Here is a 23981-nt window from a genome sequence, read left to right as displayed (position 1 = left end):
ACCATTCAAACCTGCCAGGACCCGATCTTGGCAGGTTTTTTTGTTTCCGGAATATGCGTGACGCCCCCTGCAACTCGCAAGCGATGGTCGGGCGTCACCCCTCCAGCTTGCGCGCCACCAGATACGAGGCCGGAAAGGCCGCCACAAACCCCACTGCTGCCGCTAGCACGATTGGAAGGACTGCGGTGTATCCCATCACCAGAACAGCAATCACGGCTGTGCCTGCGAGGGTAGAGCCAAGGAAGATATGAACGATCAACATCAGGGGGAGCATTGCGACCTCATTCAGATATTCAACAGTGCGGAAACACTAGCGCGTTGATCGAATTCGGTCCTTGATCTGGGTCAGAGGTTTGGGGTCACAAATCACTCGCATCGGTCGGTGGGTATCTGTTCGAGGAAACGTGCGGAGCGGTTGAATGGAGGATGGAAGTGCCGCGAACGACCCGAGGGGATGAGCGGCTCGTCCAGTATACGAACTCAACCGCAAACGCGCGGAGCCCCGGAGCGCAAACGCGTTCGCAACCGTCGATCAACAGAACGGAGGGCAGCGCCGGCCCGAGGGGTGGCGCAAACGCGCCGCCCGTTTTGCCGGAGGCAAACCTTCGGTTTGAAGGGGGCGGGTCGGCGCGGCCCGGCGGTGCCGCCGGGCGGGTGGGTTGATTGTAATGGAGAGTTCGATGGGGTGATGGATGTGAACACCCACTCCAAGCTCGCTACTGCAGGGTTGCGGAACCCCCTTCCCAAGCATAGATTCTTCAGAGTTATGCGCAGGCAAGATTTTGAAATATGAGCGAAAACAATCTAATTAACTTAGGCGACGTATCCAAACCTGCCGAGATATTGGTGGAAAGATTTTGCGATGGAGTAGGCGGTGTTTTCAAACCTTGGCAAATCAGGAGGATTGCCAAGGCAGAAGCAGACGCGGAAATCACAAAGGCCAAAGGTGAACTCGAAAAGCAAAAGCTAGCCCAAGCATCAGAGATGGCACAAACCGAGATAGGTCAAAGAGCGATCTCCAGGCTAGTGGATCAGGAAATTCGAAACCAAATAAACATGGAGTCAATTCTCAGTATTGCGATTGAATCAGTGTCGAAAAGCTCCGATCCGGGAAATATCTCAAATCAATTTGTATCCAAAGTATTCGAAAACTGCAAAACCGTCGAAGAGGAGGAGCTTCAAGAGTTGTGGGGTAAGTTAATTGCCAGCGAAGCTAACTCCCCAAAATCCATCTCACAAAAAACGATAGATATACTCTCTAGTCTAGACACCGAAGACGCACGGCTTTTTAACAGCTACCTGAGCTTTTGTTTTGGAATAAAGACACCGGGCGGGATGGCCATTTATCCCTTTCTGACTCCTAGCGTTAAGCCCATTCTTGAAGGAACCGGTTTAAAATTCGAAGAGTTGCAACACCTATCTTCACTGGGTCTAATTAATTTTAACACTATGGGATATCACTTCACTTTTGGCGACAATCAAAAAGGTGATCAGGTTCTGAGAATTGTGGGGGTGGAAGGAGAACTCATTGTCATTTTTCACGATGACGCTCCCCGCCAGGTACAGGTTGGTGATACCCTTCTCACTCGAGCAGGCGAGCAACTGGCTCGCTCGGCTAGACCCAAGGTCGTAGATGGTGTTTTTGAAGCACTTTCATCGGATCTCATTGCCGACAAAAGGTCGGTCGTCTCTCCATGGCCACGTAGGCAATACGAAGATGCGGAAAGCTAACCTCTTGTAGAAGTCGCTTTTGCCCACTGTCACTAAAAATGGACAGCCTTAGCTGTCCATTTTTAATGCTGAAATAAACGCCTCCTGCGGGATATCGACCTTCCCGAACTGACGCATCTTCTTCTTACCCGCCTTCTGCTTGTCCAGCAGTTTGCGTTTCCGCGTGGCGTCGCCTCCGTAGCATTTCGCGGTCACGTCCTTGCGCAGGGCCGAGAGGGTCTCGCGGGCGATGACCTTGCCTCCGATGGCGGCCTGGATCGGGATTTTGAACATGTGGCGCGGGATCAGGTCCTTGAGCTTTTCGCACATCGCCCGGCCCCGCATCTCGGCCCGGTCGCGATGCACCATGGTCGACAGCGCATCGACCGGCTCATCATTCACCAGCACCGACATCTTGACCAGATTGTCCTCGGTATAACCGGTCATCTGGTAGTCGAACGAGGCATAGCCCTTGGTCACCGATTTCAGCCGGTCGTAGAAGTCAAAGACAACCTCGTTCAGCGGCAGGTCATAGACGACCATGGCGCGGCTGCCCGCATAGGTCAGGTCCAGCTGGATACCGCGGCGGTCCTGGCAGAGTTTCAGCACGTCGCCCAGGTATTCGTCCGGCACCAGAATGGTCGCCTTGATGCGCGGCTCCTCGATATGGTCGACCTTCGACGGATCGGGCATGTCGGCGGGGTTGTGCAGCTCGATCATCTCGCCGTCTTTCATGTAGACGTGATAGATCACCGACGGCGCGGTGGTGATCAGCTCGATATCATATTCGCGTTCGATGCGGTCGCGGATGACTTCAAGGTGCAGCAGGCCAAGGAAGCCGCAGCGGAAACCAAAGCCCAGCGCGGCCGAGGTTTCCATTTCGAACGAGAATGAGGCGTCGTTCAGCGCCAGTTTGTCGATCGCCTCGCGCAGGTCTTCGAATTCGGAGCTGTCTACGGGGAAGAGGCCACAGAACACCACCGGCTGCGCGGGTTTGAAGCCGTCCAGCGCGTCTTCTGTCCCGTTGCGGTCATTGGTGATGGTGTCACCGACGCGAGTGTCGCGGACCTGTTTGATCGAGGCGGTGAGAAAGCCGATCTCACCGGGGCCGAGGCTGTCGACCATCTCCATCTCGGGCCGGAAGACACCGACGCGGTCGACATGGTGCAGGGTATTGTTCGACATGAACTTGACCCGCATCCCTTTTTTCAGCGTGCCGTCCATGATACGGACCAGAACGATGACGCCGAGATAAGCGTCGTACCACGAATCCACCAGCATCGCCTTGAGCGGCGCATCCAGAGTGCCTTGTGGCGCGGGCAGTTGCTGCACGATGGCTTCGAGCGTCTCATGGATGCCCTGCCCCGTCTTGGCGCTGACCTGAATGGCATCAGTCGCGTCGATACCGATCACATCCTCGATCTGTTCAGCCACGCGGTCACAATCGGAGGCGGGCAGGTCGATCTTGTTCAGCACCGGCACGATCTCATGATCGGCGTCGATGGCCTGATACACATTCGCCAGCGTCTGCGCCTCGACCCCTTGGGTCGAGTCCACAACCAGCAAAGAGCCCTCAACCGCCCGCATGGAGCGGCTGACCTCATAAGCAAAGTCCACGTGGCCGGGGGTGTCGATCAGGTTCAGCACATATTGCTCGCCATCATCGGCAGTATAGTCGATGCGGACCGTGTTAGCCTTGATAGTGATGCCGCGCTCACGCTCGATATCCATACTGTCGAGCAGCTGTTCCTTCATGTCGCGATCCTTGACCGTTCCAGTCTCTTGGATGAGCCGGTCAGCAAGGGTGGATTTGCCATGGTCGATATGCGCGACGATGGAGAAATTGCGGATATGAGCGAGGTCTGTCATGGGTTGGGGATATGCGTCGGAAATGGGCTGCGGTCAAGGTGGGACGAGACCGCAGCGAAGCCCTTTTATTGCGAGGTCTCTGACCGTTCAGAGCAACCTGTTTTTGACCAGCTCCGCGTTCATCCAATGCGTCTCACTTTGCACGTGACCCTCGCGCACGTATTTCGCCAGGTGAGTGGACATGTCTTCTTGGTTGAACCCAGCAGTTGTGCGAACGACAAAACCCTCCTGCGCATCCAAATTCAGGTCTGCAATCACATCCGCAACAACCTTGGCAGAGAACCGTCCGCGATAGAGTTCAGGAACGGCGGTGATCCCCAATTCGAGAAAGCGTGAAAGCGTCGCGTCCCAAGATTGCACGCGCTTTGCCTTTATCCAAGCGAAACCCAGGAAGTAAGTCGGCAACGCCGAGTACGCTATGGAGTGGCGCGCAAACAGATACTCACCGACAATGCGCTCGTCTTCAGCAAGCCGTGGCGCAATTCCGGCAGCGAAAGCCTTCATCCAATCTCGAGACGGGTGGTATCGCGCGTCGATACTGCGGGGGTGACAGCCTTGGCTATGGATCGTTGTATTCTCACCGTCCATTTTTTCGGTGAATACCACCTCATCGGCCGAAGCCAATGCATCTACGCTGGACATGATCTTGTCATCGCTGGTGGCCCCGGGAGAGTCCGGCAGGTGGAACGTGCGCCCGTATTTCTTTAGCATTTTGGCCTCACGAAAGAGATCGAAACAGTGCCGCCTAAAAAAACGCGACATCTCAGCTGCGTGCAATCACTTTTTCGAACCACCCGATTGATCCCGAATCCACTTTGATTCATACTCCCGCGCAGACTGAGAGGGGCAGAAGACTCCTCCAAGCAGGCAAAAACGAGGCATGAGCATGAAAAAGTTCCTCCTTATCGCATTTTGTGCGGCGTCGCTGACGACAGTGGCTCCAGTTGCGGATGCATCGCAGATCAAGCGGGCGTGTTTGGCGTCGGATCGTCAGGCGGCAACGCGGTCGCGGTGTTCTTGCATCCAGCGCGTGGCAGATCAGGCGTTGACGCGAAGTGATCAGAAGACCGTCTCGAAATGGTTCAAAGACCCACATCAGGCGCAGCAATTGAAGATGTCTCAGACGGCGCGAGATGACGCGCTGTGGGATCGGTATCAGAACTTTGGTCAGATGGCGCAGGCGATCTGCAGCTAAGCCGTTCTGAAACCTTGACCTGATGCCTGCTGCGCCCCAGAAAAGGCGCAGCGAAAGGTGTATCTTATGGTGATGAAAGGGCTGACCCTGCGGGGCCTTGAGGTATTTGAGGCGCTGGCCCGGACAGGATCGGTGGCGCAAGCGGCCGAGATTACTGGGCTGAGCCAGCCCTCGGTTTCTCAGCAATTGCGCAATCTGGAAAAAGCCCTCGGCACCGATCTGGTGGATCACGGGCGCAGGCCCATGCGGCTGACGCAGGCCGGGCGCAGCTTTCTGACCCGCGCGCAGGCGGTTCTGTCCGAGCTGCAGATGGCCCAGAGCGAGTTGACCGTGATGGATCTGGGGCATCTCTCGACCCTGTCCATCGGATTGATCGACGATTTCGACAACGACCTGACGCCGCGGCTTGCGACCCTATTGGCCGACAGCCTGACTCGCTCGAAATTCAAACTGATCACCCTGCCCAGCCTTGACCTGTTTACCGAGCTTGAAGCACAGCGCCTGCATATGGCCGTCTCGGCCCATAGCGGCGAGGTGCTGGAGGGTGTGGTAGAGTATCCTCTGGTGCAGGACCCCTTCATTCTGGTCGCGCCGAGCAGCGTCAGCAATGGAACCGAGGCCATCGAGAAACTGCCTTTCCTGCGATATGCGCGCGAGCAGCTGATCAGCCGTCAGATTGAGAGCCATATCGCCAGACAACAGATCGAGTTTGAAGAGCGGTTCGAGATCGGCTCACATCTGGCCCTGATGGCGATGGTGGCGCGGGGCTTGGGCTGGGCGATCACTACACCGCTGGGATATATGCGCGCGGCCCGGTTCCACGAGGCCCTGCAGGCCCATCCCTGCCCGCTTGGCGCGTTTTCGCGCACGATATCGCTGTTCACCCGCACCGACTGGTCCGATCAGGTCCCGCAAGAGGTCTCGGGCATGATGCGACGGCTGATGCAAAGCCAGATGATCGACCCGGCCATTGCCAAGCTGCCCTGGCTCGGCGGGCAGTTGAAGGTGATGGACAGCTAGCCCTCAAGATGCGTGGCAAGCCCTTCAACTGCGGTTTCGATCAGATCCAGCGCGCCGTCGAAATCCCGAGTATAGTACGGGTCGGGTACGTGATCCGCGCCGGCATTAGGCGCGAAATCGGTCAATAGACGCACAGGGGTCTGATTGCCGATCGGGCGCAGGGCCTCAATATTCGCGATGTTCTCGGCGTCCATTCCCAAAATCAGGTCGAACCGCTCGAAATCCTCAACGACGAATTGCCGAGCCCGCAGATCGTCCAGCTTGATATCCCGCGCTTTGGCTGCGGATTGCATCGGACCATAAGGCGGCTTGCCGATATGCCAGCCTGCCGTCCCGGCGCTGTCGGTTGCGTGATGGGGTGCTCGGGCGCGAAATACTCCCTCGGCCGCAGGAGACCGACAGATATTGCCCAGGCAAACAAAGAGGATACGATGTGTCATGGGCCAATCTGTAGCGCGTGAGGGGCATATGGAAAAGATCGTCATTCTGACCGGGGCCGGGATTTCCGCCGAAAGCGGCCTCAGCACCTTTCGCGATGAGGGCGGCCTATGGGCGCAACACCGGATCGAGGATGTGGCAACGCCCGAGGGTTTCGCCCGCGACCCTGCCTTGGTTCAGGGGTTCTACAACGCCCGTCGCGTGCAGGCCGCCAAGGTGGTACCCAACCCGGCGCATAGGGCGCTGGCCCGGCTGCAACGGGACTTTCCGGGCGAGGTTGTGATCGTCACACAGAATGTCGACGGGCTGCACGAGGCCGGCGGCGCACAGGATGTGATCCACATGCACGGAATACTGTCCGGTGCGCTCTGCGCATCCTGCGGTCACCGCTGGACAGCTCCGCCTGAGATGGAGGTGGACGAACCCTGCCCGGCCTGCAACGCCCCAACCGCACGCCCTGACGTGGTCTGGTTTGGCGAAATGCCCTATCATATGGAGGAGATTTTCGATCACCTCGCCTCCGCCACGATCTTCGCTGCGATCGGCACATCAGGCCAAGTCTATCCAGCGGCAGCTTTCGTCCACGAAGCCCACGCGGTTGGGGCGCACACAATTGAGATCAATCTGGAGCCGACAGGCGGAGGATTCGACGACCATCTTCTGGGCAAAGCGTCCGAAACTGTGCCAAAATGGGTTGATCGCTTACTACAGATTTAAACCTAGTGCGAACGACAAGGCAGGACGACCCCGCTCTATTTCAACAAGTTTTTCAAGAGGCCGCAATATGACCGACCAAAACCCCCAATCCGGCGAGATTCTGGACGATGGCAGCATGACCGAGCGAGACAGGCTGAGCGCGCAGCTCTCAAGCCTGTGGTGGACGTTCCTGATACGTGGGGCGCTGGCGGGTGCGGTTGGTATCGCCGCGCTGTTCTGGCCCTCGGGCAGCATCGCGCTGTTGCTACGGCTGGTTGGGGCACTGTTGATCATCGACGGCGGGTTGACTCTATTGGGGGTTGGTCGTCGCGGGCTGTTGGGCGGGGCGGCCATTGGCGCTGTTCTGATCGGCCTCGTTCTGCTGATCTGGCCGGAAGGCACCGTCAAGCTGGCCTTCTTCCTGCTGGGCGCCTGGGCATTGATCATTGGCATCGGCTCACTGGCCGCTTCACAACAAATGAATGAGCGCGACCCTCAGCGCGGCTCGATGCGTGGGTCAGGGATCGCAGCTTTGATCATCGGCCTGGTCCTGATGATATGGCCAGCCGTTGCATTGATCGCACTGGGATGGGCCATCGCCTTTTCGGCCCTTGCGATTGCAGCCGTGATGTTCTGGCTGGCTACCCGTCTGCGCAGCGCCAGCGACCGGGTCGGCATGAAAACCATCAACCGTTAAAGCGCCAACACCAGCCCAGGGACACAAAAGGCCGGGCTCTGTGCCCGGCCTTACGCATGGATGACGACCGCAACGCGGCCCGAAGACAGGCGTTCACCTAGTTCGAATGCGACCCGTGGTTATCGTGACCATGCCCATGGCCATGCTTGTCCTGACGCTCCAGATCAACCGGAATCTCAACCACGACCTCACCTGCATTTTCAAAAACCAGCGTGACCGGCAGCATCTCGCCTTGCTCAAACGGGTCCTTCAGACCCATGAACATCACATGGGCACCCCCGCGCTTGAGCGCAAAGCTCTCGCCCGCTGGAATCACAAAGCCTTCCTCGACATGCACCATCTTGGCCACGCCCGCATCGTCGATCATATGGGTGTGAAGCTCGACCCGAGCCGATACGTCCGAAGTCGCACGGATCAGGCGATCGTCGGTATCACTGGTGTTCTGTATCACCATAAAGGCCGCGCCCGCCTTGGCCGCCTTGCCAGACGACCTCGCATAAGCGTCGTCTACAACGATGATATCGGCAGCGAGGGCTGGAACGGCCAATACGCAACCGGCCAGTGTTGCGAACAGAGTGGATTTGAGGGACATCGCGCCTCTCCTATTTCAATTGGTCTGATTTGTATCGAAAGAAAATCAGACCGTTGTCGGAGGGGCCCGCGCCGGTTTCCGCGGCAACGGCAGCGCGATCAGGTTTTCATCGCGGCCAAGCGGCTGAACACCACCCATCGGCGGCGCATCAGGCATGACCGGAGGATGCGGATGAACCGCCCCAAGCAGAGCCAAAGCATAGTCCGGACAATAGTGCGGAGGCGCTGTCGGCTGACCGTCCTCATCCATATAGACGACAACGGGTCCAGTGCCCGTACACAGCACCATCTGGCCTACGGCGCGGTCAACTCCGCGCGAAACGGCCACTCCCTGCCCTGTCAGAACAACCAACAGGCACATCACAACGGGCAGGATTCGAGGCACGAAACGTATCATTCGGCCTCGATATAGGCCGCTGAGCCAACGGGCTTCAAGCGCCAAACCGTCGCGCCCGAAATCGCTTCAGTATTCCAGGCCGCGCCGCTTTACGGTTCCCTTTGTGAGACTGGTATGGGACCGGTTCACCCGGCGCTGCATCCGGGAACATGCAGATATCGTCTTACTTGCCAACTTACTCAGCAAGAGAAAGAAATAGAAACTCTTAAATGACATTGGACAACACTCGTTGTTGATAAACCAATAATGTCAAAAATAGGGCGGCATGGTCTGTGAACAAGATCACTCAAGAAGAATTTGTTTCCGAAGCCCCCACAGTTCCCGCCAATCGTTTCCACACAAAAAAGCCCCGAACCGGCTAGGTTCGAGGCTTTGGAATTCTAATGAGTGAAGGAATTTAGGCCGCGGCTTGAGCCTTGGCGATTTCCTTTTTCACTTTCAGAGCGTTTGCCGACAGCTCTTCGTCCTTGGCTTTCGCCAGGAACGCGTCCAGACCACCACGGTGGTCGACCGAGCGCAGGGCAGCTGCCGAGATGCGCAGCTTAACGCCACGACCCAGGGTCTCGGACTGCAGGGTAACGTCGTTCAGGTTAGGCAGAAAACGACGACGAGTTCTGTTTTTGGCGTGGCTGACATTGTTGCCAGTCATCGGGCCTTTTCCGGTCAGTTCGCAACGGCGCGACATGGTTTCTTCCTTTGTTTCTGGAGGCCCGGCAAAACGCCTGCGGCCAAATCACAAGGGGCACAACCCGAAGTCGCGCCCGAAAACTGGTTGGATGCGTGTAGTGGGAATCGCTGGGAGGGTCAAGACACGGCGGACGGATTCTTTTCCGAAACCTCTTGCAACGGAACGGCCCGTCGGGCCGTGCCTACGGCGTGAGTATTTTTGAAAAGATGAAAGTATCATCAGACCAGGCTCGCCAGCATTTTCTCGGCCGCGGCGGCAGGGCTGAGGCGACCTTGGGATACCTCGGCATCAAGCTGTGCCATTTGCGCTTTGGCCTGCGCCGTTTCGAGGCGTGCAAGCAGCGCATGCCGCACCTCCTGATCGAACCAATAGCGGGCTTGTGCGGCGCGGTTGGATTGCCAGTGCCCTGCTTCGCGCCGCCAATCGGTCAGACTCTGGATTTCCGTCCATGCTTTGTCCAGCCCATGTTCCTCAACCGCGGAGACGGCCATGGCCTTCGGGAAGCCTTCAGGATCTTGCGGTCTTTTGCGCAACAGGCGCAGAGCACCGGCGTAGTCAGCGCAGGTGCGGGTTGCGGTGGCCTTGAGGTCTCCGTCGGCCTTGTTGATCAGGATGATGTCGGCCATCTCCATGATACCGCGCTTCACGCCTTGCAACTCATCTCCGCCTGCCGGGGCCAGCAGCAGCAGGAACAGGTCCGACAGTTCTGATACCACAGTTTCGGACTGACCGACCCCTACGGTTTCGATCAAGACGACATCGTAGCCCGCTGCCTCGCACAGGGCGATGGCCTCGCGGGTGCGGCGGGCGACCCCGCCAAGGTGGCTCTGGCTGGGAGAGGGGCGGATAAAGGCGTTTTTCTCGCGGCTCAGACGCTCCATCCGGGTTTTGTCACCTAGAATGGACCCACCCGAGCGGGCCGAGCTTGGGTCAACAGCCAGAACCGCCACGCGCAGCCCCTGCCCGATCAGCATCATACCAAAGCTTTCGATGAATGTAGACTTGCCGACACCCGGCGTACCGGACAGACCAATCCGCAGGGATTGCCGTCCGGACTGCGCCAGATGGGACAGCAACTCAGTCGCTTGCGCCCGGTGATCTTCGCGCTGGCTTTCGACCAAGGTAATCGCACGCGCCAAAGCCCGACGCTCACCCCGCAAAATCCTGTCGCCCAAGTCAGCTATGTCCATCCGTCCGGTCCCTTTAGAATCCGCCCTAGATGAATGTGCGGCGCGGGGTTTGTCCAGAGGCCCTGCGGGATTAACTGCGCGGCTTCTGGACGTCGGGTCCCGCTTTGGCGATAAGGCCGCATGAGCCGTTTGCCGATAGATGACGCCCTTCCGGAACTCCTGGAGGCCCTGAGAACCCATGGCCGTGCCGTGCTGCAGGCCCCGCCGGGTGCGGGCAAGACGACGCGGGTGCCTCTGGCGATGCTAGAGACCGGAATATGCGCCGGTCGGATTGTGATGTTGGAGCCCCGGCGGCTGGCTGCCCGCGCCGCGGCCGAGCGGATGGCCGAAACGCTGGGCGAACGCGCCGGGCAAACGGTCGGCTACCGCGTCCGGGGCGATGCGAAAGTGTCGAAAGCCACCCGGATCGAGGTGGTCACCGAAGGCATCCTGACCCGCATGTTGCAATCCGAGCCGGACCTGCCCGGCGTCGGTGCAGTGATTTTCGATGAGTTCCACGAACGCTCGCTGAACGCCGATCTGGGGCTGGCCCTGTGTCTTGAGGTCACCGGAGCCCTGCGCGATGATCTAATCCTGCTGGCCATGTCGGCGACGCTGGATGCAGACCCCGTGGGGAGGTTGATGGAGGCCCCGCTGGTGACCTCGGAAGGTCGCAGCTATCCGGTTGAAACGCGATGGTTGGAGAAACCATTGGGTACGCAGGCCCGGCGGTTGGATGCGTTGATTGATCTGGTCGTTAAAGCCCAGCGGGACAGCCGCGCTATCGGTGGCGGTATCCTCGTGTTTCTTCCTGGCGAGGGTGAGATTCGCCGCGCCGAAACTGCGCTGATTGAGCGATTGCCAAAAGATTGCGTTGTGCGCCCTCTCTTTGGGGCCATGCCCTTTGCCGCCCAGCGCGCGGCAATTGCACCGGTTGAGAGCGGACGTAAGGTGGTGCTGGCAACCTCGATTGCCGAAACCTCGCTGACGATCCCCGATATCCGCGTCGTGGTTGATATGGGACAGGCACGGCGGGCGCGGTTCGATCCCGGCTCGGGCATGTCGCGGCTGGTGACGGAACGAGTCACGCGCGCCGAAGCAACCCAGCGCGCAGGCCGGGCGGGCCGGGTTTCAGACGGGCTGTGCTATCGGCTATGGTCGAAAGGCGAAGAGGGGGCATTGGCCGCCTACCCGCCTGCCGAGATTGAGGCCGCCGATCTGACCGGGCTTGCGCTGGAACTGGCACTCTGGGGGGCCGAAGCCGGTGATCTGGCATTTCTGACAGCTCCGCCCGAGGGCGCTCTGGCTGAGGCGCAGGCGCTGCTGACCTTACTGGGCGCTTTGGATGGCAAGGGACGGATCACGGATCATGGACGCGCGCTGGCTGCCCTGCCCCTACATCCCCGCTTGGGTCATATGCTGGTTACGGCGGGGGCGCAGGCAGCCCCTCTGGCCGCACTGATGGCGGAACGTGACCCACTAAAGGGCGCTCCGGTTGACCTGTCCTTGCGGCTTGAAGCTCTGCGCGACGCCCGTGCGTTTCAGCGCAACCGGGTCTGGCAGGTCAATATGGGCGTGTTGGACCGGGTCAAGGCCGAGGCCAAACGGCTGCGAACGCAGGCCGGATCTGTGGCTGAAAACCTCAGCACCGCCTCCATGGCCGCGCTGGCCTATCCCGACCGCATTGGCCAAAGGCGTAAGGGCGAAGCACCGCGCTATGTGCTGTCCGGCGGCAAGGGCGTTGTGCTGGACAGTGGCGATACGCTGGCAGGCGCGCCCTATTTGGTGGTCATAGATACCGACGGCAACCCGCGCGAGGCGAAGGCGCGCATGGCCGTTCAGATCAGCGAAAGTGAAATTCGCGCCCTGTTCGCAGATCAGATCGGATGGGAGACTAGCTGTGTCTGGTCAAAACGCGACCGACGGGTCATTGCACGGCGGCAAGAACGCCTCGGCGCAATCGCGCTCGAGGACCGGATCTGGAAAGACGTCCCCGAGGACGCGATCGCCCGTGCCATGTTGGACGGCGTGCGCGATCTAGGGCTGCGGTTGGAGGGCGCAGCCGCCCGGCTGGCCGCACGGGTTGAACTGGTGCGCGCTGATGGGGTGGACCTGCCCGACTTCTCGGACCAAGGGCTGATCGACACGCGGGAAGATTGGCTGTTTCCCATGCTCTCGGGCGTGCGCAGTGCGGAGGACTGGAAGCGCTTTGACCTGCTGCCCGCACTGCGGGCCCGTCTGGACTGGGCGCAGACGCAAGAGCTGGACCGCCGTGCTCCGGGATCCTTCGTTACCCCACTGGGCCGCAAGGTTCCCATCGACTACGGGGGCGACGCGCCTGAAATCTCGGTGCGTCTGCAAGAACTGTTCGGTGTCACGCGCCATCCGGTGGTCGGAGGCACACCGTTGAAGATCACCTTGCTGTCTCCCGCACAACGCCCGATCCAGATCACCCGCGACCTGCCGGGGTTCTGGGCTGGCTCTTACGCGGATGTCCGCAAAGACATGCGCGCGCAATACCCCAAACATCCCTGGCCCGAAGATCCAACGCAGGCCGATCCGACGTTGCGGGCCAAACGAAGGCCCGGCTGAGGCATCACCAAGCGCTAAGTTCTGTCGAATTTCCCCAAAATCGCGACAAAATTGCCGCCAAACCCCCAAGAAAAGCCATTTTTCCGGGGTTACGTTGCATTAAACAATCTCGGCCACTATTTGAACATACATTGAGGTAAAATGCTTCCCGAGCGGCAGAACAATGAAAGCGCAGTTGCAGAGAATCTGGGATGAGGTCGGACGACCTATGATACAGCGACCCAAGCGCGTGCAGGTGGCCGCCCTCTGTACGCGTCAGACCAAATCGGGCCACGAGGTTCTTTTGGTGACCAGCCGCGACACTGGGCGCTGGATCATTCCCAAAGGTTGGCCGATCGACGGGCTGGACGGCGCCGGAACTGCCCTGCAAGAGGCCTGGGAAGAGGCCGGCGTTCGCGAGGCCAAAGCCAAAAAAGAGCCGGTGGGTCACTTCACCTATGACAAGGTTCTCAAAGACGGCTCGGTCGAGGCAGTGTTGACCAGCGTCTACCATCTGCGCGTGACGAAACTGCTGGATGACTTCCCCGAAGTTGATCAGCGGCAGCGGAACTGGGTGACGCCGAAGATAGCAGCTGAACGTGTGGATGAGCCTGAACTCAAGGCCCTACTCAGGCATCTGTAAAGGTCAAGTGGCGTCACGGTTGCCCTCAGGTCGTGAAACCTGTAGGAACCGGCGTCAATCTTTTTGGACCTTATCACACCCATGTCGAACACGAACTCCAAACCGCGCTGGAAGGCGCTGGACAGCGACCTGCATCGCATCTCGCGGGTCGAGACGGCAAATGCGCATGTCGCCCGCCCCTTGCTGGCGCCGGGCATCGCGCTGGCCTTCATGGCATTGGCCGGGCTGACGGCGGCGGTTCTGTTTGGGCAGGCGGATGGTGGCGTGATCGTCGTCGCAGCGGCTGCGTTCGGGGCTTATATGGCAATCAATATCGGCGCCAATGACGTGGCCAACAACATGGGCCCGGCCGTGGGTGCAAATGCCCTGACTATGGGCGGCGCGATTGCCATCGCGGCCATCGCCGAAAGCGCAGGCGCGTTGCTGGCGGGTGGGGATGTGGTCTCAACCATCTCCAAGGGGATCATTGATCCGGCCTCGGTCCAGAACAGCAATGTGTTCATATGGGCGATGATGGCGGCGCTGATCTCCTCGGCCATGTGGGTCAACCTTGCGACTTGGCTGGGCGCGCCTGTTTCGACCACTCATTCTGTCGTGGGCGGGGTCATGGGTGCTGGCATCGCTGCGGCAGGGCTGAGCGCGGTCAGCTGGGGCACCATGGGGGCGATCGCGGCCAGCTGGGTGATCTCTCCGGTTCTGGGTGGCGTGATTGCAGCTGTATTTCTGGCGCTGATCAAGGCCAAAATCCAGTATCAGGACGACAAGATTGCAGCCGCGCAGCGCTGGGTGCCCATCCTCGTGGGGCTAATGGCTGGTGCCTTCGCCACCTATCTGGCGGTGAAGGGGCTGAAGAAAATCGTTGCGATTGATCTGAACACGGCCGTTCTGATCGGTCTCGGCGCTGGTCTGCTTGCATGGGCCGTGACGGTGCCATGGGTGCGACGCCGCTCGCAAGGGCTAGAGAACCGAACGCGGTCGCTGAAAACCCTGTTCGGGTTGCCTTTGGTGATTTCAGCGACCTTCCTCAGCTTTGCGCATGGAGCCAATGACGTGGCAAATGCGGTCGGCCCTCTGGCCGCTATCGTGCACGCAGCCGAGTTCGGAGATTTTGCCGCCAAAGTCACCATTCCCACATGGGTCATGGTGATCGGAGCCTTTGGGATTTCCTTTGGTCTGTTCTTGTTTGGGCCGAAACTGATCAGAATGGTGGGCAGTCAGATCACCAAGTTGAACCCGATGCGCGCCTTTTGCGTCGCGCTGTCTGCCGCCATCACCGTGATCCTGGCCAGCTGGTTGGGCCTGCCAGTAAGTTCGACCCACATCACCGTGGGCGCCGTTTTTGGTGTGGGTTTCTATCGTGAATGGCATTCTGACCGACGCTGGGCACACTCCAACCGCCAACGCCCGCCCGAGCAGCGACTGGCGCGGGAAGAGCATCAGCGGCGCAAGCTGGTTCGCCGCTCGCATTTCATGACGATCGTGGCCGCTTGGGTGGTGACCGTTCCGGCAGCGGCTGTGTTGTCCGCTGTGATTTTCTGGATGCTGACTGCATTTGGGTAAGCTGGGGATTTGCGAGGCTCTGCCTCGCGCTCCGGGATATTTTTAGCCAGATGAAGAGCGGATCAGGGTCTGATCTGGGCCGGGCGCATAGGTTCTGCGGGGGTTTCGCGGATCAATTCGGCGACCCGGCTGTTGATTGGAGTTGGTTTGTTCAGGGACTGGCCAAGACGGATGATCTCGCCTTGCAGACTGTCGATTTCCGTAGGGCGACCAGCGCTGAGATCATAGGCCATCGAGGTTCGCGCACTGGGGTCGATGGTCAGCATTTTAGCGGCGATGCGCTTGAACAAAGGTGTCGGAAGGCGCAGGATATGCGGCGTCATCCACGCGGGCAGCGGTGTGGTCGAGGCGACCGGGTGACCGGCAGCTTTCAGAACCGAATGTGCTTCGGCCATCTGATCAGCCATCAGGCGACGCCAATCTCGATCCGTCAGTTGTTCGACCAGCGTAAGGCCAGATAGCGCATTCAGCGCGTTGTTGAGGTTGATGACAAGCTTGCCCCATTGAACAGCCTCGATCTGGTCGCTCTCGGTGATTGGAAGATGGGCACTGGTCAGGTGTTCGGCCAAAGACCCGGGGCCCGCTTGAATGACGATATCCCCGGAAGTGGCGCGGTGATAGGCGGCTGGGCGGGTTGGAACCACGTTGAAAGGTACCATGCCTGCGCGGACGTCGTGGTTGGGCAATGCGGCGCGCAGGGTTCGGGTGTTTCCCATCCCGTTTTGCCAGGAAAGGACCGGGGTCGACTGCGGCGCATGCGACGCGATCAGCGCCGCCATTTCTTCGGTCGCGCCAGATTTCACAGTGACGATGATCAGATCGGCTTCGGCCAGACAGTTAGGATCTGTGCTGAGCGTTAGCGATGTGGCCGGAACCGTGAGATTGAGACCTGAGAAATCGGTGACCGTCAGCCCCTGCTGTCGGATCGGGTCCAAAACGCGGGCGCGGCCGAGTAGAGTGACCATATGCCCGGCATCAGCCAACAGCGCGCCGCAATAGCAGCCGATACTACCCGCACCTGCAATGACGATCTTCATAGTGATCCCTCCGTTGCGGGAAGGATCACCGGGTTAGCGTGTCGGGGCAAGCCCAGCGCGAGGTAACGTGGCGTTCAGCGGGCCAGTCTGGGTTTCGTGCGTTCCAGTTCCGGCGAGATCGGAATAAACTCCTGATCATCGCCGGGGGGCAGGTGGAAGGCTCCGTTCGCCCAGTCGGCGTTCTTCCATTCCCGCGTTGCGTGTTCGATCTTTTCCTTCGACGAAGACACGAAATTCCACCAGATATACCGCTCTTCGTTGAGGGTCGCGCCGCCGAGCAACATAAGCCGCGCCCCCATTGGCCCGGCCGTGACCGAAAGCTTGTCGCCCGGACGGAAGACCATCATGCGCCCGGCCTCGAATTTATCGCCCGCAATCTCGACCGAGCCTTCGGTGACATAGACGCCCCGATCCTCATGATCGTCCGGCAGCGGGAACGAGGCACCAGGATCCAGTTCGACATCCAGATAGAAAGTCTCGGACAGCATGGTAACCGGGCTTGTCTCACCATAAGCCGAGCCGAGGATCAGGCGGGCGCTCACGCCCTTGTCCTGAATATGGGGCAGCGCGCCTTGTTTGTGATGTTCGAAATCCGGTGCCATATCCTCATGCGCTTCGGGCAAAGCGATCCAGGTCTGGATACCAAAAAGCTTATTTTCGCGGGCGCGTGTCTCAGCACTTGTGCGTTCAGAGTGGGTCACGCCGCGACCGGCGACCATCCAGTTGACCTCACCGGGGTAGATCATTTGGTGGGTGCCCAGACTGTCTCGATGTTCAAACTCGCCCTGATACAGATAGGTCACGGTCCCCAACCCGATGTGAGGATGCGGGCGGACATCTATGCCGCCTTCGGTGATGAACTCGGCTGGACCCATCTGATCGAAGAAGATGAACGGCCCGACCAGTTGGCGTTCGACCGATGGCAGCGCCCGACGCACTTCGAACCCGCCCAGATCGCGGGCACGCGGGATGATCAACGTCTCAAGCGCCGGGTTTTCCGTGACGCAGTCGGGGGTGTGAGTCGGGTTCCAGCTCATGCCTGATCTCCTTTGGTCGGACGGGCTAACTTTCTAACGTTCCTGGATGCACTGTAGCGCAGAGTTCGCTACATGTATCGCGCACCTGCGCACATATTTGGTGCGGCGTCTGGTTCGGTAAAGCTCGGTGGGCCATGCACCCTCACATAGCAGTGAACATTAAATCGTCCACGCTTGGACGGCGCGCGCTCGGTTTTCCAATCAAGCGTGCTATATTTTGTGGTAGGCGAACCCGGCTAGTCAGGTCGGGCTAGAATGTGGGCCAGATGACAGGAGAGTTTCCATGACGCGCCTTCAGATAACCCGCCGGTCTTTAATTGTTGCCGGCATTGGCACCCTCGCGACGGGTCTATCGGGCGGAACGCATGCCAGCGGGCTTGCTGCGACCCCGTCTATGCGCGGTGGATCCAACAATTATCGCCCCGGCGCGCCGATCGTCGACCGGATCGGTGGCGGAGGGTTCTGGATGACAGGCACCGTGCGGCGCGCCGGGGACGGAGCGCCCCTGCCCGGTCAACGCATCCAGATCTGGGCACACACGACCGAAGGGCACGAGCGCGATCCTCACAGTCACGGAGCGACCTTGACCGACGCCAATGGCGAGTTTCGGCTGGAGATGCCGCAGATCGTGCCTGCCTTCGGGCAACCGCATGGGCATCTGGCCTATGACAGCGGTGAGTTCCAGACGGTGTTCCTGCGGCCCGTGATGTCTAGCGCGAAAGACAAAACGCTGGCCGCACATTTCGTGCTGCAACCTGCCTGAGCCACGTGATCCGCAGCGCTCTGATTTGGCTGGGGATTGGGGCGGCGTTGCTTGTTCCGTTGATCGCGGCTGCAACCAGCCCGTATCTCGCTTGGCGTGACCCCATCTACATTCTGGCAGGGTTTGCCGGGGTTCTGAGCCTTGGGTTGCTTTTGCTGCAACCTCTGCTGGCGGCCAGAATTTTGCCGGGACTTACCCCGATGACCAGCCGTCGCCTGCACAGATGGGTCGGGACTACGTTGATTGCGGCGATCTGCATCCATGTTGGCGGCCTCTGGATTACCAGCCCTCCGGATGTGGTGGATGCGTTGCTCTTCGTCTCGGCGACCCCGTTTTCCGCGTGGGGAGTGATCGCGATGTGGGCGGCTTTTTTCGCGGCGTTTCTGGGTATCTATCGACAACGCATGGCCTTGCGGTTTCGTGTCTGGCGGCTAACGCATACGACGCTGGCTTCTGTGACAATCGTCGGAAGCGTTGTGCACGCTGTGCTGATCGAGGGCACGATGGAGATCATGACCAAGACAGCCCTCTGCGTTTTGGTGCTATTGGCGAGCGGGCGGGCGCTCGCCAAACTGCGTGTTTGGGACGTGAGGAGACGCGCTTAGACGCCCAGACACCACCGCATCACTGCTTTTTGCGCATGAAGGCGGTTTTCTGCCTCATCAAAGATCACGGAGTTCGGGCCGTCCATGACCTCAGAGGTCGCCTCTTCCTCGCGGTGGGCGGGCAGACAGTGCATGAACAGCGCGTCGGGCTTGGCATGGGACATCAGCTCAGTATTGACCTGATATGGGCGCAGCATGTTATGACGACGCTCTTTCGCAGATTGGCTGTCATGCATCGAGACCCAGGTGTCGGCAACCACCAGATCTGCGCCCTCAACGGCCTTGTAGGGATCACGCTCGACAACGATTTGAGAACCTTTCTGACGGGCAAAACCCATGAATTCTTCCTCGGGGTCAAACTGTGCCGGGCCGGTGAATGTCAGGTCAAAGCCAAACTGCCCTGCCGCGTGAAGGAACGAGGCGCATACATTGTTGCCGTCGCCGGTCCAGGCCACTTTTTTGCCCGCAATCGGGCCGCGGTGTTCCTCGTAGGTCAGGATATCGGCCATGATCTGACAGGGATGGGTGCGATCTGTCAGGCCGTTGATCACAGGTACGTCCGAGTATTCGGCCATCTCGGTCAGGACGGTTTCGTCAAAAGTGCGGATCATGATCATGTCCACATAGCGTGACAGGACACGGGCCGTGTCCGCGATGGTTTCACCATGGCCCAGTTGCATGTCCTTGCCGGACAAGACCATGGTCTGACCGCCCATCTGACGCACACCGACATCAAACGACACGCGCGTCCGGGTCGAGGGTTTTTCGAAGATCAACGCGACCATGTGGTCTTTGAGCGGCTGTTCATCATCCAGCGCGGCTTTTGGCCGTCCAAGGCGGGCGTGTTTCATCGCGCCCGCTTGATCAATCATGTTGCGGAGGTCGGCTGCGCCGGTTTTGTGGATATCAAGGAAATGGTTCATATCGTTTCGCTTTTGGCTGTGGTGCGTGGGGGCCAGCCCCCACACCCCCGAGGTATTTGTGAACAGAAGAAGAATCAGGCGGTGGCCAGATTGGCTTCGATTTGCGTCGCGGCCTTGTCGAGGCGGATCATCGCCTGGGCAATATCGTCCTCGGTCAGGGTCAGTGGCGGCAAGAGGCGGATGACGTTGTCGGCGGCGGGAACTGTGATGACCTCGTTGTCATAGCCCGCGTTGACGACGTCGATATTGGTCGCTTTGCACTTCAGGCCCAGCATCAGGCCGGCGCCGCGCACCTCTTCGAAAACCTCGGGATGGTCGGCGACTAGGCCTTCGAGTTTCTGGCGCAACAGGCCTGCCTTACGGTTGACACCTTCGAGGAAGGCGGGCGTGGCAACTTGGTCGATCACGGCGCAGCCAACGGCGCAGCCTAGCGGGTTCCCCCCGTAGGTGGAGCCATGGGTGCCTGCGGTCATGCCGCTGGCGGCCTCTTCGGTGGCCAGCACCGCGCCCAGAGGGAAGCCTCCGCCGATGCCTTTGGCGACCATCATGATATCTGGCGTGATACCCGCCCATTCATGGGCAAAAAGCTTACCAGTCCGGCCCACGCCGCACTGGACCTCGTCCAGGATCAGCAGGAGGCCATTTTCATCACAGATTTGACGCAGGGCTTTGAGTTCGGCGTCGGGAACGGGGCGGATGCCGCCTTCGCCCTGCACCGGCTCGATCATTATTGCCGCTGTTTTTTCGGTAATCGCATCGGTGACTCCGTCCAAATCTCCGAAAGTGAGATGCACGAAGCCGGGCAACAAGGGGCCGAAACCTTTAGTCATCTTCTCGGACCCGGCGGCGGCGATACCAGCCGAAGACCGTCCGTGGAACGAGCCATCGAAGGTGATGATCTCGACCTTCTCGGGCTGGCCTTTGTCATAGAAATACTTGCGGGCCATTTTCACGGCCAGTTCGCAGGACTCGGTGCCCGAGTTGGTAAAGAACACCGTGTCCGCAAAAGTATGTTCCACCAGCTTGTCGGCCAGCGCCTGCTGCTGCGGAATGTGGTAAAGGTTCGAGACATGCCACAGCGCGTGCGCCTGCTCGGTCAGCGCGTTCACAAGCGCTGGATGCGCGTGGCCCAGCGCGTTCACCGCGATGCCCGCTCCGAGGTCCAGAAAACGTCGGCCATCCGCCTCGGTCAGCCAGGCGCCTTCGCCCTTCACGAAAGTCAGGGGCGCACGGTTATAGGTCGGCAGAACGGACGGGATCATCGGATCATCCTTTTAAGATAGCTTAAGCCCTGTGAGTGATACACCCGGGCCATGGTCGTCAACTGATTTGGTGGAGAATGCGCGGATTTGGACAGCGCAAATAGATCAAACGGGCCGGTTACGCGGTCAGGCGTCGGCGTCGGAGGCGCAGGATATGTGCGGTTTTGATCATGTCGGCTCGTATAGCGAGGTTCGATCTGTCTGGGAAGACCAATAATTGGAAAGCCCTGAATTCTCATAATGAGATGAGAAGCCGCCATTTCACGCTTGCTATTTCAACTCCTGTGGCGCACCGCTTGGCCATGACGCCTACACCTCAGAATCCGCCCCTTGCGGCCCTTTTGATCTTTGCCGCCAGCGCCCTGCTGGCAGGGACAACATTGCTGGCCAAAGCGTTGGGGACAGATACGCTTGGCCCTGCGTTGCATCCGATGCAGATCAGCCACGGGCGGTTTCTGTTTGCTTTTGTGGTGATCGTGACCGCCACGGCCGTTCTGCGCCCGGTACTAAGGCGTCCTCATTGGGGGTTGCATATTGGCCGAACAAGTTTTGGATGGCTGGGGATCACGCTGATGTTTGCATCCGTTGCTTATATCCCGATCGCGGACGCCACGGCGATTTCCTTCCTGAACCCGGTTTTTGCGATGGTTCTGGCCATCCCGCTGCTCAAAGAAGGTGTCGGCCCTTGGCGTTGGCTGGCCGCAGCGGTGGCTTTGACCGGGGCACTGATTCTGTTGCGCCCAACGCCTGCCAGTTTCCAACCAGCCGCCCTATTGGCCCTGACGGCGGCCGCGGTGATCGGGATGGAGCTGATTTTCATCAAAAAACTCTCAGGCCGCGAGATTCCGATCCAGATTCTTTTGGTGAACAACGGATTGGGTCTATCCATCGCGTCGGTCGCGGTGATTGCAGTATGGCAGGCGCCGACCCCTGCACAATGGGCAGCTTTGGCCGGAATCGGGGGGCTGATGGCCTGCGCACAGGCCTGTTTCGTCAACGGAATGGCCCGCGCCGATGCCTCATTCGTTGCACCCATCAGCTATGCCACATTGATCTTCGCGGCATTCTACGACTTTGCGATCTTTAGCGTGATCCCGGATCGGATCAGCATCATCGGCTCATCCATCATCCTGACAGGCGCGCTGATACTGGTCTGGCGCGAGACCCTGCACCGTCAGGCCTTGAGCCGATAGCCCGTCCGCAACATCTGCCAGGTCACGGCACCGACGAACAGCGTCGCCCCGGTGCAAACTGCCATTCCCAGCCACGGAGAGCTGTCGGACATTCCGATCATCCCATAGCGCAGACCGTCAATCAGATAGAAAACTGGGTTCAAGTGGCTGAGTTTGTTCAGCACCGGCGGCAGCGCCTCGACCGAGTAGAAGGTCCCCGACAGGAAGGCCAAAGGCGTGACGATGAAGTTGGTGATCGCGGCCATCTGGTCGAATTTATTGGCAAAAATACCGGCGAATAGGCCCAAGGCGCCCATGAAAGCACCGCCCAAGATGACGAATATCAGGGTGATGAACAGGTTCTGCGGCGCAATCGACAGAAACACCAGAAACGCGAGGGCCACAACACAAGCGATCAGAACCCCGCGCGCGATGCCTCCTGCCAAATAGCCAAGCAGGATCTCCAGAGGGGAAAGCGGCGGCATCAGGGTATCCACGATGTTCCCCTGAACTTTCGAGATCACCATTGAGGACGAGGTATTGGCGAAGGCATTCTGGATCACCGTCATCATCATGATGCCAGGTGCCAGAAAGATCAGAAACGGCACACCCATCACATCAGGCCGACTTGGGCCGATGGCTATGGTGAAGATCAACAGGAACAATCCAGCCGTCACAAGCGGGGCCAGCAAGGTCTGGGTCCACACCGCCATAAAGCGCAGGGTTTCGCGTTTGGCCAGCGTGTAGAGGCCCATCCAATTGACCGCGCCAAACCGGCGCGCGTCCTGATCCATAAGATTCTGCATGAGAGCCTCTTAACTGATTCGAAGACCGCTTGTAACTCGGCCCGCAGTGATTAGAATAGGGCGCTGAGACGAATTCCCAAGGCGGCCCGAATCCGGGGCCGCTTTCCGCTTTTGAAAGGCAACCGATGTCCTGGACTGACGAGCGCGTAGAACTGCTGAAGAAAATGTGGGGCGAGGGCCAGTCGGCCAGCCAGATCGCCAAGGAACTGGGCGGCGTGACCCGCAACGCGGTGATCGGCAAGGTCCACCGTCTGGGCCTGTCCAACCGTGCAACCGGAGCAACGCCCGCCAAGGCCGAGCCCAAGGAAAAACCAGCCCCCCCGCCCAAGGCCGAGGCGAAACCAAAGCCCGCCCCCAAGACCGAACCCGCGCGTCCCGCCCCTGCCCCGGCAGCGGAGACGAAGCCCGCGGTTCCCGCCCGTCGTCAGATTATCCCGGCGGGTCAACCTCTGCCGCCGCAGCCTTCGGCGAATGAGATCAGCCCCGAGGCGTTGGCCAAGGTCAATGAGGTTGAGAAGAAAGCCAAAAAGCTGACGCTGATGGAGCTGACCGAAAAGACCTGCAAATGGCCCGTCGGCGACCCCGCAACCGAGGATTTCTGGTTCTGCGGCCTGCCGGTTGAAGCGGGCAAGCCCTATTGCGAGGCGCATGTCGGAGTGGCGTTTCAGCCGATGAGTTCTCGCCGCGACCGCCGTCGGTGATTTGGAACGCCAGAACCATATTTCTATTCTGGAATGTGGGAAGGGTACGGGGTTTCTCCGAGCCTCTTATCGGAAGTTTTGCGAAGTCAAAACAACGCTTGGCGTAACGGACACTTACGAGAAAAACACCCTCGCAGCTTTTTGCAAGGGTGTTTTAGATCAGAGCGTCGGATGTGCGGAAGGAGCGTCAATTCGCGGCGATTGCGCGAATGGCCACTAACTCAAATAGACCAGTTTCTTGGGTAACGGACGGAGGAACCTTGGTTCGGTTATCGAAAGACTATCTCGGTCAATCATGAATTGTTTGTTTTGACTTGCGAGCCACTGCGTCTTGCTGTTGAGCGGCGGATTTGAAGGGGTGCGCGCTAGCTCACTCCAACTCGCTACATCCAACAAACTGGTAGCGTCAGCAAAGCCTACAACAACGACTT

26 protein-coding genes are annotated in these 23981 nt (G+C 59.4%); 12 read left to right on the top strand and 14 right to left on the bottom strand.

Annotation, left to right across the window (positions count from 1 at the left end):
- Window positions 1-94 precede the first annotated feature (94 nt).
- A complete protein-coding gene (locus J7394_RS16205) occupies window positions 95-274 on the bottom strand; it encodes a CTP synthetase (RefSeq protein ID WP_170377967.1) in 180 nt (59 codons plus the stop codon).
- 515 nt (window positions 275-789) lie between these two features.
- Here J7394_RS16205 and J7394_RS16200 point away from each other — a divergent pair.
- Window positions 790-1731, top strand: a complete 942-nt coding sequence (locus tag J7394_RS16200; protein WP_209254474.1) for a DUF2806 domain-containing protein — start codon at window positions 790-792, stop codon at window positions 1729-1731.
- A gap of 48 nt (window positions 1732-1779) precedes the next feature.
- Here J7394_RS16200 and lepA read toward each other — a convergent pair whose 3' ends face one another.
- Complete coding sequence (gene lepA / locus J7394_RS16195; RefSeq protein WP_209254473.1) at window positions 1780-3579, bottom strand: translation elongation factor 4; 1800 nt, start codon at window positions 3577-3579, stop codon at window positions 1780-1782.
- A gap of 87 nt (window positions 3580-3666) precedes the next feature.
- Window positions 3667-4290, bottom strand: a complete 624-nt coding sequence (locus tag J7394_RS16190) for an RNA ligase family protein (protein ID WP_209254467.1) — start codon at window positions 4288-4290, stop codon at window positions 3667-3669.
- A gap of 175 nt (window positions 4291-4465) precedes the next feature.
- Between J7394_RS16190 and J7394_RS16185 the strand changes: the two genes are divergently transcribed.
- Together J7394_RS16185 and J7394_RS16180 are read left to right on the top strand one after the other, a co-directional pair.
- On the top strand, window positions 4466-4774 hold the full coding sequence (locus tag J7394_RS16185) for a hypothetical protein (RefSeq protein WP_209254465.1): 309 nt from the start codon (window positions 4466-4468) through the stop codon (window positions 4772-4774).
- A 66-nt stretch (window positions 4775-4840) separates the two neighbouring features.
- Window positions 4841-5794 (top strand): LysR family transcriptional regulator, encoded by a 954-nt coding sequence (locus J7394_RS16180; RefSeq protein WP_209254463.1) that lies wholly within the window; start codon window positions 4841-4843, stop codon window positions 5792-5794.
- Here the strand turns inward: J7394_RS16180 and J7394_RS16175 are convergent.
- Window positions 5791-6234, bottom strand: a complete 444-nt coding sequence (locus J7394_RS16175) for a low molecular weight protein-tyrosine-phosphatase (RefSeq protein ID WP_209254461.1) — start codon at window positions 6232-6234, stop codon at window positions 5791-5793. The two genes, J7394_RS16180 and J7394_RS16175, sit on opposite strands and share 4 nt — an antisense overlap.
- 28 nt (window positions 6235-6262) lie before the next feature.
- Here J7394_RS16175 and J7394_RS16170 point away from each other — a divergent pair, with 28 nt between their 5' ends.
- Both J7394_RS16170 and J7394_RS16165 read left to right on the top strand, forming a co-directional pair.
- Window positions 6263-6949: an NAD-dependent deacylase gene (locus tag J7394_RS16170; RefSeq protein WP_209254691.1), complete on the top strand. Its 687-nt coding sequence runs from the start codon at window positions 6263-6265 to the stop codon at window positions 6947-6949.
- Between the two features lie 67 nt (window positions 6950-7016).
- Window positions 7017-7625 (top strand): HdeD family acid-resistance protein, encoded by a 609-nt coding sequence (locus J7394_RS16165; protein WP_209254459.1) that lies wholly within the window; start codon window positions 7017-7019, stop codon window positions 7623-7625.
- A gap of 97 nt (window positions 7626-7722) precedes the next feature.
- On the opposite strand, the gene J7394_RS16160 is transcribed toward J7394_RS16165, so the two are convergent.
- The 4 genes from J7394_RS16160 to meaB all read right to left on the bottom strand — a co-directional run bounded on the left by J7394_RS16160 (window position 7723) and on the right by meaB (window position 10491).
- Window positions 7723-8217 (bottom strand): copper chaperone PCu(A)C, encoded by a 495-nt coding sequence (locus J7394_RS16160; protein ID WP_209254457.1) that lies wholly within the window; start codon window positions 8215-8217, stop codon window positions 7723-7725.
- 45 nt (window positions 8218-8262) lie between these two features.
- Window positions 8263-8601 carry a hypothetical protein gene (locus J7394_RS16155; RefSeq protein ID WP_371812051.1) on the bottom strand — a complete coding sequence of 113 codons (339 nt, stop codon included), beginning with the start codon at window positions 8599-8601 and terminating at the stop codon, window positions 8263-8265.
- Between the two features lie 409 nt (window positions 8602-9010).
- Window positions 9011-9298 carry a 50S ribosomal protein L28 gene (rpmB, locus tag J7394_RS16150; RefSeq protein WP_085794823.1) on the bottom strand — a complete coding sequence of 96 codons (288 nt, stop codon included), beginning with the start codon at window positions 9296-9298 and terminating at the stop codon, window positions 9011-9013.
- 221 nt (window positions 9299-9519) lie between these two features.
- Window positions 9520-10491, bottom strand: coding sequence for a methylmalonyl Co-A mutase-associated GTPase MeaB (gene meaB, locus J7394_RS16145; protein ID WP_209254453.1), 972 nt, complete (start codon window positions 10489-10491; stop codon window positions 9520-9522).
- Between the two features lie 120 nt (window positions 10492-10611).
- Here meaB and hrpB point away from each other — a divergent pair, with 120 nt between their 5' ends.
- The 3 genes from hrpB to J7394_RS16130 all read left to right on the top strand — a co-directional run bounded on the left by hrpB (window position 10612) and on the right by J7394_RS16130 (window position 15244).
- On the top strand, window positions 10612-13062 hold the full coding sequence (hrpB, locus tag J7394_RS16140; RefSeq protein WP_209254451.1) for an ATP-dependent helicase HrpB: 2451 nt from the start codon (window positions 10612-10614) through the stop codon (window positions 13060-13062).
- A gap of 163 nt (window positions 13063-13225) precedes the next feature.
- Window positions 13226-13684, top strand: coding sequence for an NUDIX hydrolase (locus J7394_RS16135; RefSeq protein ID WP_209254449.1), 459 nt, complete (start codon window positions 13226-13228; stop codon window positions 13682-13684).
- Window positions 13685-13765: 81 nt separating this feature from the next.
- Window positions 13766-15244: an inorganic phosphate transporter gene (locus tag J7394_RS16130; protein WP_209254447.1), complete on the top strand. Its 1479-nt coding sequence runs from the start codon at window positions 13766-13768 to the stop codon at window positions 15242-15244.
- A 62-nt stretch (window positions 15245-15306) separates the two neighbouring features.
- On the opposite strand, the gene J7394_RS16125 is transcribed toward J7394_RS16130, so the two are convergent.
- Both J7394_RS16125 and J7394_RS16120 read right to left on the bottom strand, forming a co-directional pair.
- Window positions 15307-16281, bottom strand: coding sequence for a 2-dehydropantoate 2-reductase (locus tag J7394_RS16125; RefSeq protein ID WP_209254445.1), 975 nt, complete (start codon window positions 16279-16281; stop codon window positions 15307-15309).
- Window positions 16282-16355: 74 nt separating this feature from the next.
- The gene (locus J7394_RS16120) at window positions 16356-17318 is read right to left on the bottom strand and encodes a pirin family protein (protein ID WP_209254443.1); all 963 of its coding nucleotides are present in this window, start codon (window positions 17316-17318) and stop codon (window positions 16356-16358) included.
- Window positions 17319-17601: 283 nt separating this feature from the next.
- Here J7394_RS16120 and J7394_RS16115 point away from each other — a divergent pair, with 283 nt between their 5' ends.
- Window positions 17602-18081, top strand: coding sequence for a twin-arginine translocation pathway signal (locus tag J7394_RS16115; protein WP_209254441.1), 480 nt, complete (start codon window positions 17602-17604; stop codon window positions 18079-18081).
- 8 nt (window positions 18082-18089) lie between these two features.
- The gene (locus tag J7394_RS16110; protein WP_371812058.1) at window positions 18090-18686 is read left to right on the top strand and encodes a ferric reductase-like transmembrane domain-containing protein; all 597 of its coding nucleotides are present in this window, start codon (window positions 18090-18092) and stop codon (window positions 18684-18686) included.
- Here the strand turns inward: J7394_RS16110 and argF are convergent.
- A complete protein-coding gene (gene argF / locus J7394_RS16105; RefSeq protein WP_209254437.1) occupies window positions 18683-19609 on the bottom strand; it encodes an ornithine carbamoyltransferase in 927 nt (308 codons plus the stop codon). The genes J7394_RS16110 and argF overlap by 4 nt on opposite strands.
- 74 nt (window positions 19610-19683) lie before the next feature.
- Window positions 19684-20871, bottom strand: a complete 1188-nt coding sequence (locus tag J7394_RS16100; RefSeq protein ID WP_209254435.1) for an aspartate aminotransferase family protein — start codon at window positions 20869-20871, stop codon at window positions 19684-19686.
- A 302-nt stretch (window positions 20872-21173) separates the two neighbouring features.
- Here J7394_RS16100 and J7394_RS16095 point away from each other — a divergent pair, with 302 nt between their 5' ends.
- Window positions 21174-22064, top strand: coding sequence for a DMT family transporter (locus tag J7394_RS16095; protein WP_209254433.1), 891 nt, complete (start codon window positions 21174-21176; stop codon window positions 22062-22064).
- Here J7394_RS16095 and J7394_RS16090 read toward each other — a convergent pair.
- Complete coding sequence (locus J7394_RS16090) at window positions 22046-22849, bottom strand: ABC transporter permease (RefSeq protein WP_209254431.1); 804 nt, start codon at window positions 22847-22849, stop codon at window positions 22046-22048. The two genes, J7394_RS16095 and J7394_RS16090, sit on opposite strands and share 19 nt — an antisense overlap.
- A gap of 125 nt (window positions 22850-22974) precedes the next feature.
- Here J7394_RS16090 and J7394_RS16085 point away from each other — a divergent pair, with 125 nt between their 5' ends.
- The gene (locus J7394_RS16085) at window positions 22975-23550 is read left to right on the top strand and encodes a GcrA family cell cycle regulator (RefSeq protein ID WP_209254429.1); all 576 of its coding nucleotides are present in this window, start codon (window positions 22975-22977) and stop codon (window positions 23548-23550) included.
- Between the two features lie 216 nt (window positions 23551-23766).
- Here the strand turns inward: J7394_RS16085 and J7394_RS16080 are convergent.
- Window positions 23767-23981 (bottom strand): hypothetical protein (locus J7394_RS16080; RefSeq protein ID WP_209254427.1); only part of this gene is annotated, 215 nt, incomplete at its 5' end.

This window comes from Ruegeria sp. R13_0, assembly GCF_017743995.1.
Taxonomy (GTDB): Bacteria; Pseudomonadota; Alphaproteobacteria; order Rhodobacterales; family Rhodobacteraceae; genus Ruegeria.
Note: the sequence above shows the minus strand (reverse complement) of the source record. Positions and strands in the feature narration are given on the sequence as shown.

What these genes read in the sequence shown, in the direction of transcription:
- J7394_RS16205 (WP_170377967.1), bottom strand. Translation starts at nt 274, where the DNA reads ATGCTCCCCCTGATGTTGATCGTTCATATCTTCCTTGGCTCTACCCTC.
- J7394_RS16200 (WP_209254474.1), top strand. Translation starts at nt 790, where the DNA reads ATGAGCGAAAACAATCTAATTAACTTAGGCGACGTATCCAAACCTGCC.
- lepA (WP_209254473.1), bottom strand. Translation starts at nt 3,579, where the DNA reads ATGACAGACCTCGCTCATATCCGCAATTTCTCCATCGTCGCGCATATC.
- J7394_RS16190 (WP_209254467.1), bottom strand. Translation starts at nt 4,290, where the DNA reads ATGCTAAAGAAATACGGGCGCACGTTCCACCTGCCGGACTCTCCCGGG.
- J7394_RS16185 (WP_209254465.1), top strand. Translation starts at nt 4,466, where the DNA reads ATGAAAAAGTTCCTCCTTATCGCATTTTGTGCGGCGTCGCTGACGACA.
- J7394_RS16180 (WP_209254463.1), top strand. Translation starts at nt 4,841, where the DNA reads ATGGTGATGAAAGGGCTGACCCTGCGGGGCCTTGAGGTATTTGAGGCG.
- J7394_RS16175 (WP_209254461.1), bottom strand. Translation starts at nt 6,234, where the DNA reads ATGACACATCGTATCCTCTTTGTTTGCCTGGGCAATATCTGTCGGTCT.
- J7394_RS16170 (WP_209254691.1), top strand. Translation starts at nt 6,263, where the DNA reads ATGGAAAAGATCGTCATTCTGACCGGGGCCGGGATTTCCGCCGAAAGC.
- J7394_RS16165 (WP_209254459.1), top strand. Translation starts at nt 7,017, where the DNA reads ATGACCGACCAAAACCCCCAATCCGGCGAGATTCTGGACGATGGCAGC.
- J7394_RS16160 (WP_209254457.1), bottom strand. Translation starts at nt 8,217, where the DNA reads ATGTCCCTCAAATCCACTCTGTTCGCAACACTGGCCGGTTGCGTATTG.
- rpmB (WP_085794823.1), bottom strand. Translation starts at nt 9,298, where the DNA reads ATGTCGCGCCGTTGCGAACTGACCGGAAAAGGCCCGATGACTGGCAAC.
- meaB (WP_209254453.1), bottom strand. Translation starts at nt 10,491, where the DNA reads ATGGACATAGCTGACTTGGGCGACAGGATTTTGCGGGGTGAGCGTCGG.
- hrpB (WP_209254451.1), top strand. Translation starts at nt 10,612, where the DNA reads ATGAGCCGTTTGCCGATAGATGACGCCCTTCCGGAACTCCTGGAGGCC.
- J7394_RS16135 (WP_209254449.1), top strand. Translation starts at nt 13,226, where the DNA reads ATGAAAGCGCAGTTGCAGAGAATCTGGGATGAGGTCGGACGACCTATG.
- J7394_RS16130 (WP_209254447.1), top strand. Translation starts at nt 13,766, where the DNA reads ATGTCGAACACGAACTCCAAACCGCGCTGGAAGGCGCTGGACAGCGAC.
- J7394_RS16125 (WP_209254445.1), bottom strand. Translation starts at nt 16,281, where the DNA reads ATGAAGATCGTCATTGCAGGTGCGGGTAGTATCGGCTGCTATTGCGGC.
- J7394_RS16120 (WP_209254443.1), bottom strand. Translation starts at nt 17,318, where the DNA reads ATGAGCTGGAACCCGACTCACACCCCCGACTGCGTCACGGAAAACCCG.
- J7394_RS16115 (WP_209254441.1), top strand. Translation starts at nt 17,602, where the DNA reads ATGACGCGCCTTCAGATAACCCGCCGGTCTTTAATTGTTGCCGGCATT.
- argF (WP_209254437.1), bottom strand. Translation starts at nt 19,609, where the DNA reads ATGAACCATTTCCTTGATATCCACAAAACCGGCGCAGCCGACCTCCGC.
- J7394_RS16100 (WP_209254435.1), bottom strand. Translation starts at nt 20,871, where the DNA reads ATGATCCCGTCCGTTCTGCCGACCTATAACCGTGCGCCCCTGACTTTC.
- J7394_RS16095 (WP_209254433.1), top strand. Translation starts at nt 21,174, where the DNA reads ATGACGCCTACACCTCAGAATCCGCCCCTTGCGGCCCTTTTGATCTTT.
- J7394_RS16090 (WP_209254431.1), bottom strand. Translation starts at nt 22,849, where the DNA reads ATGCAGAATCTTATGGATCAGGACGCGCGCCGGTTTGGCGCGGTCAAT.
- J7394_RS16085 (WP_209254429.1), top strand. Translation starts at nt 22,975, where the DNA reads ATGTCCTGGACTGACGAGCGCGTAGAACTGCTGAAGAAAATGTGGGGC.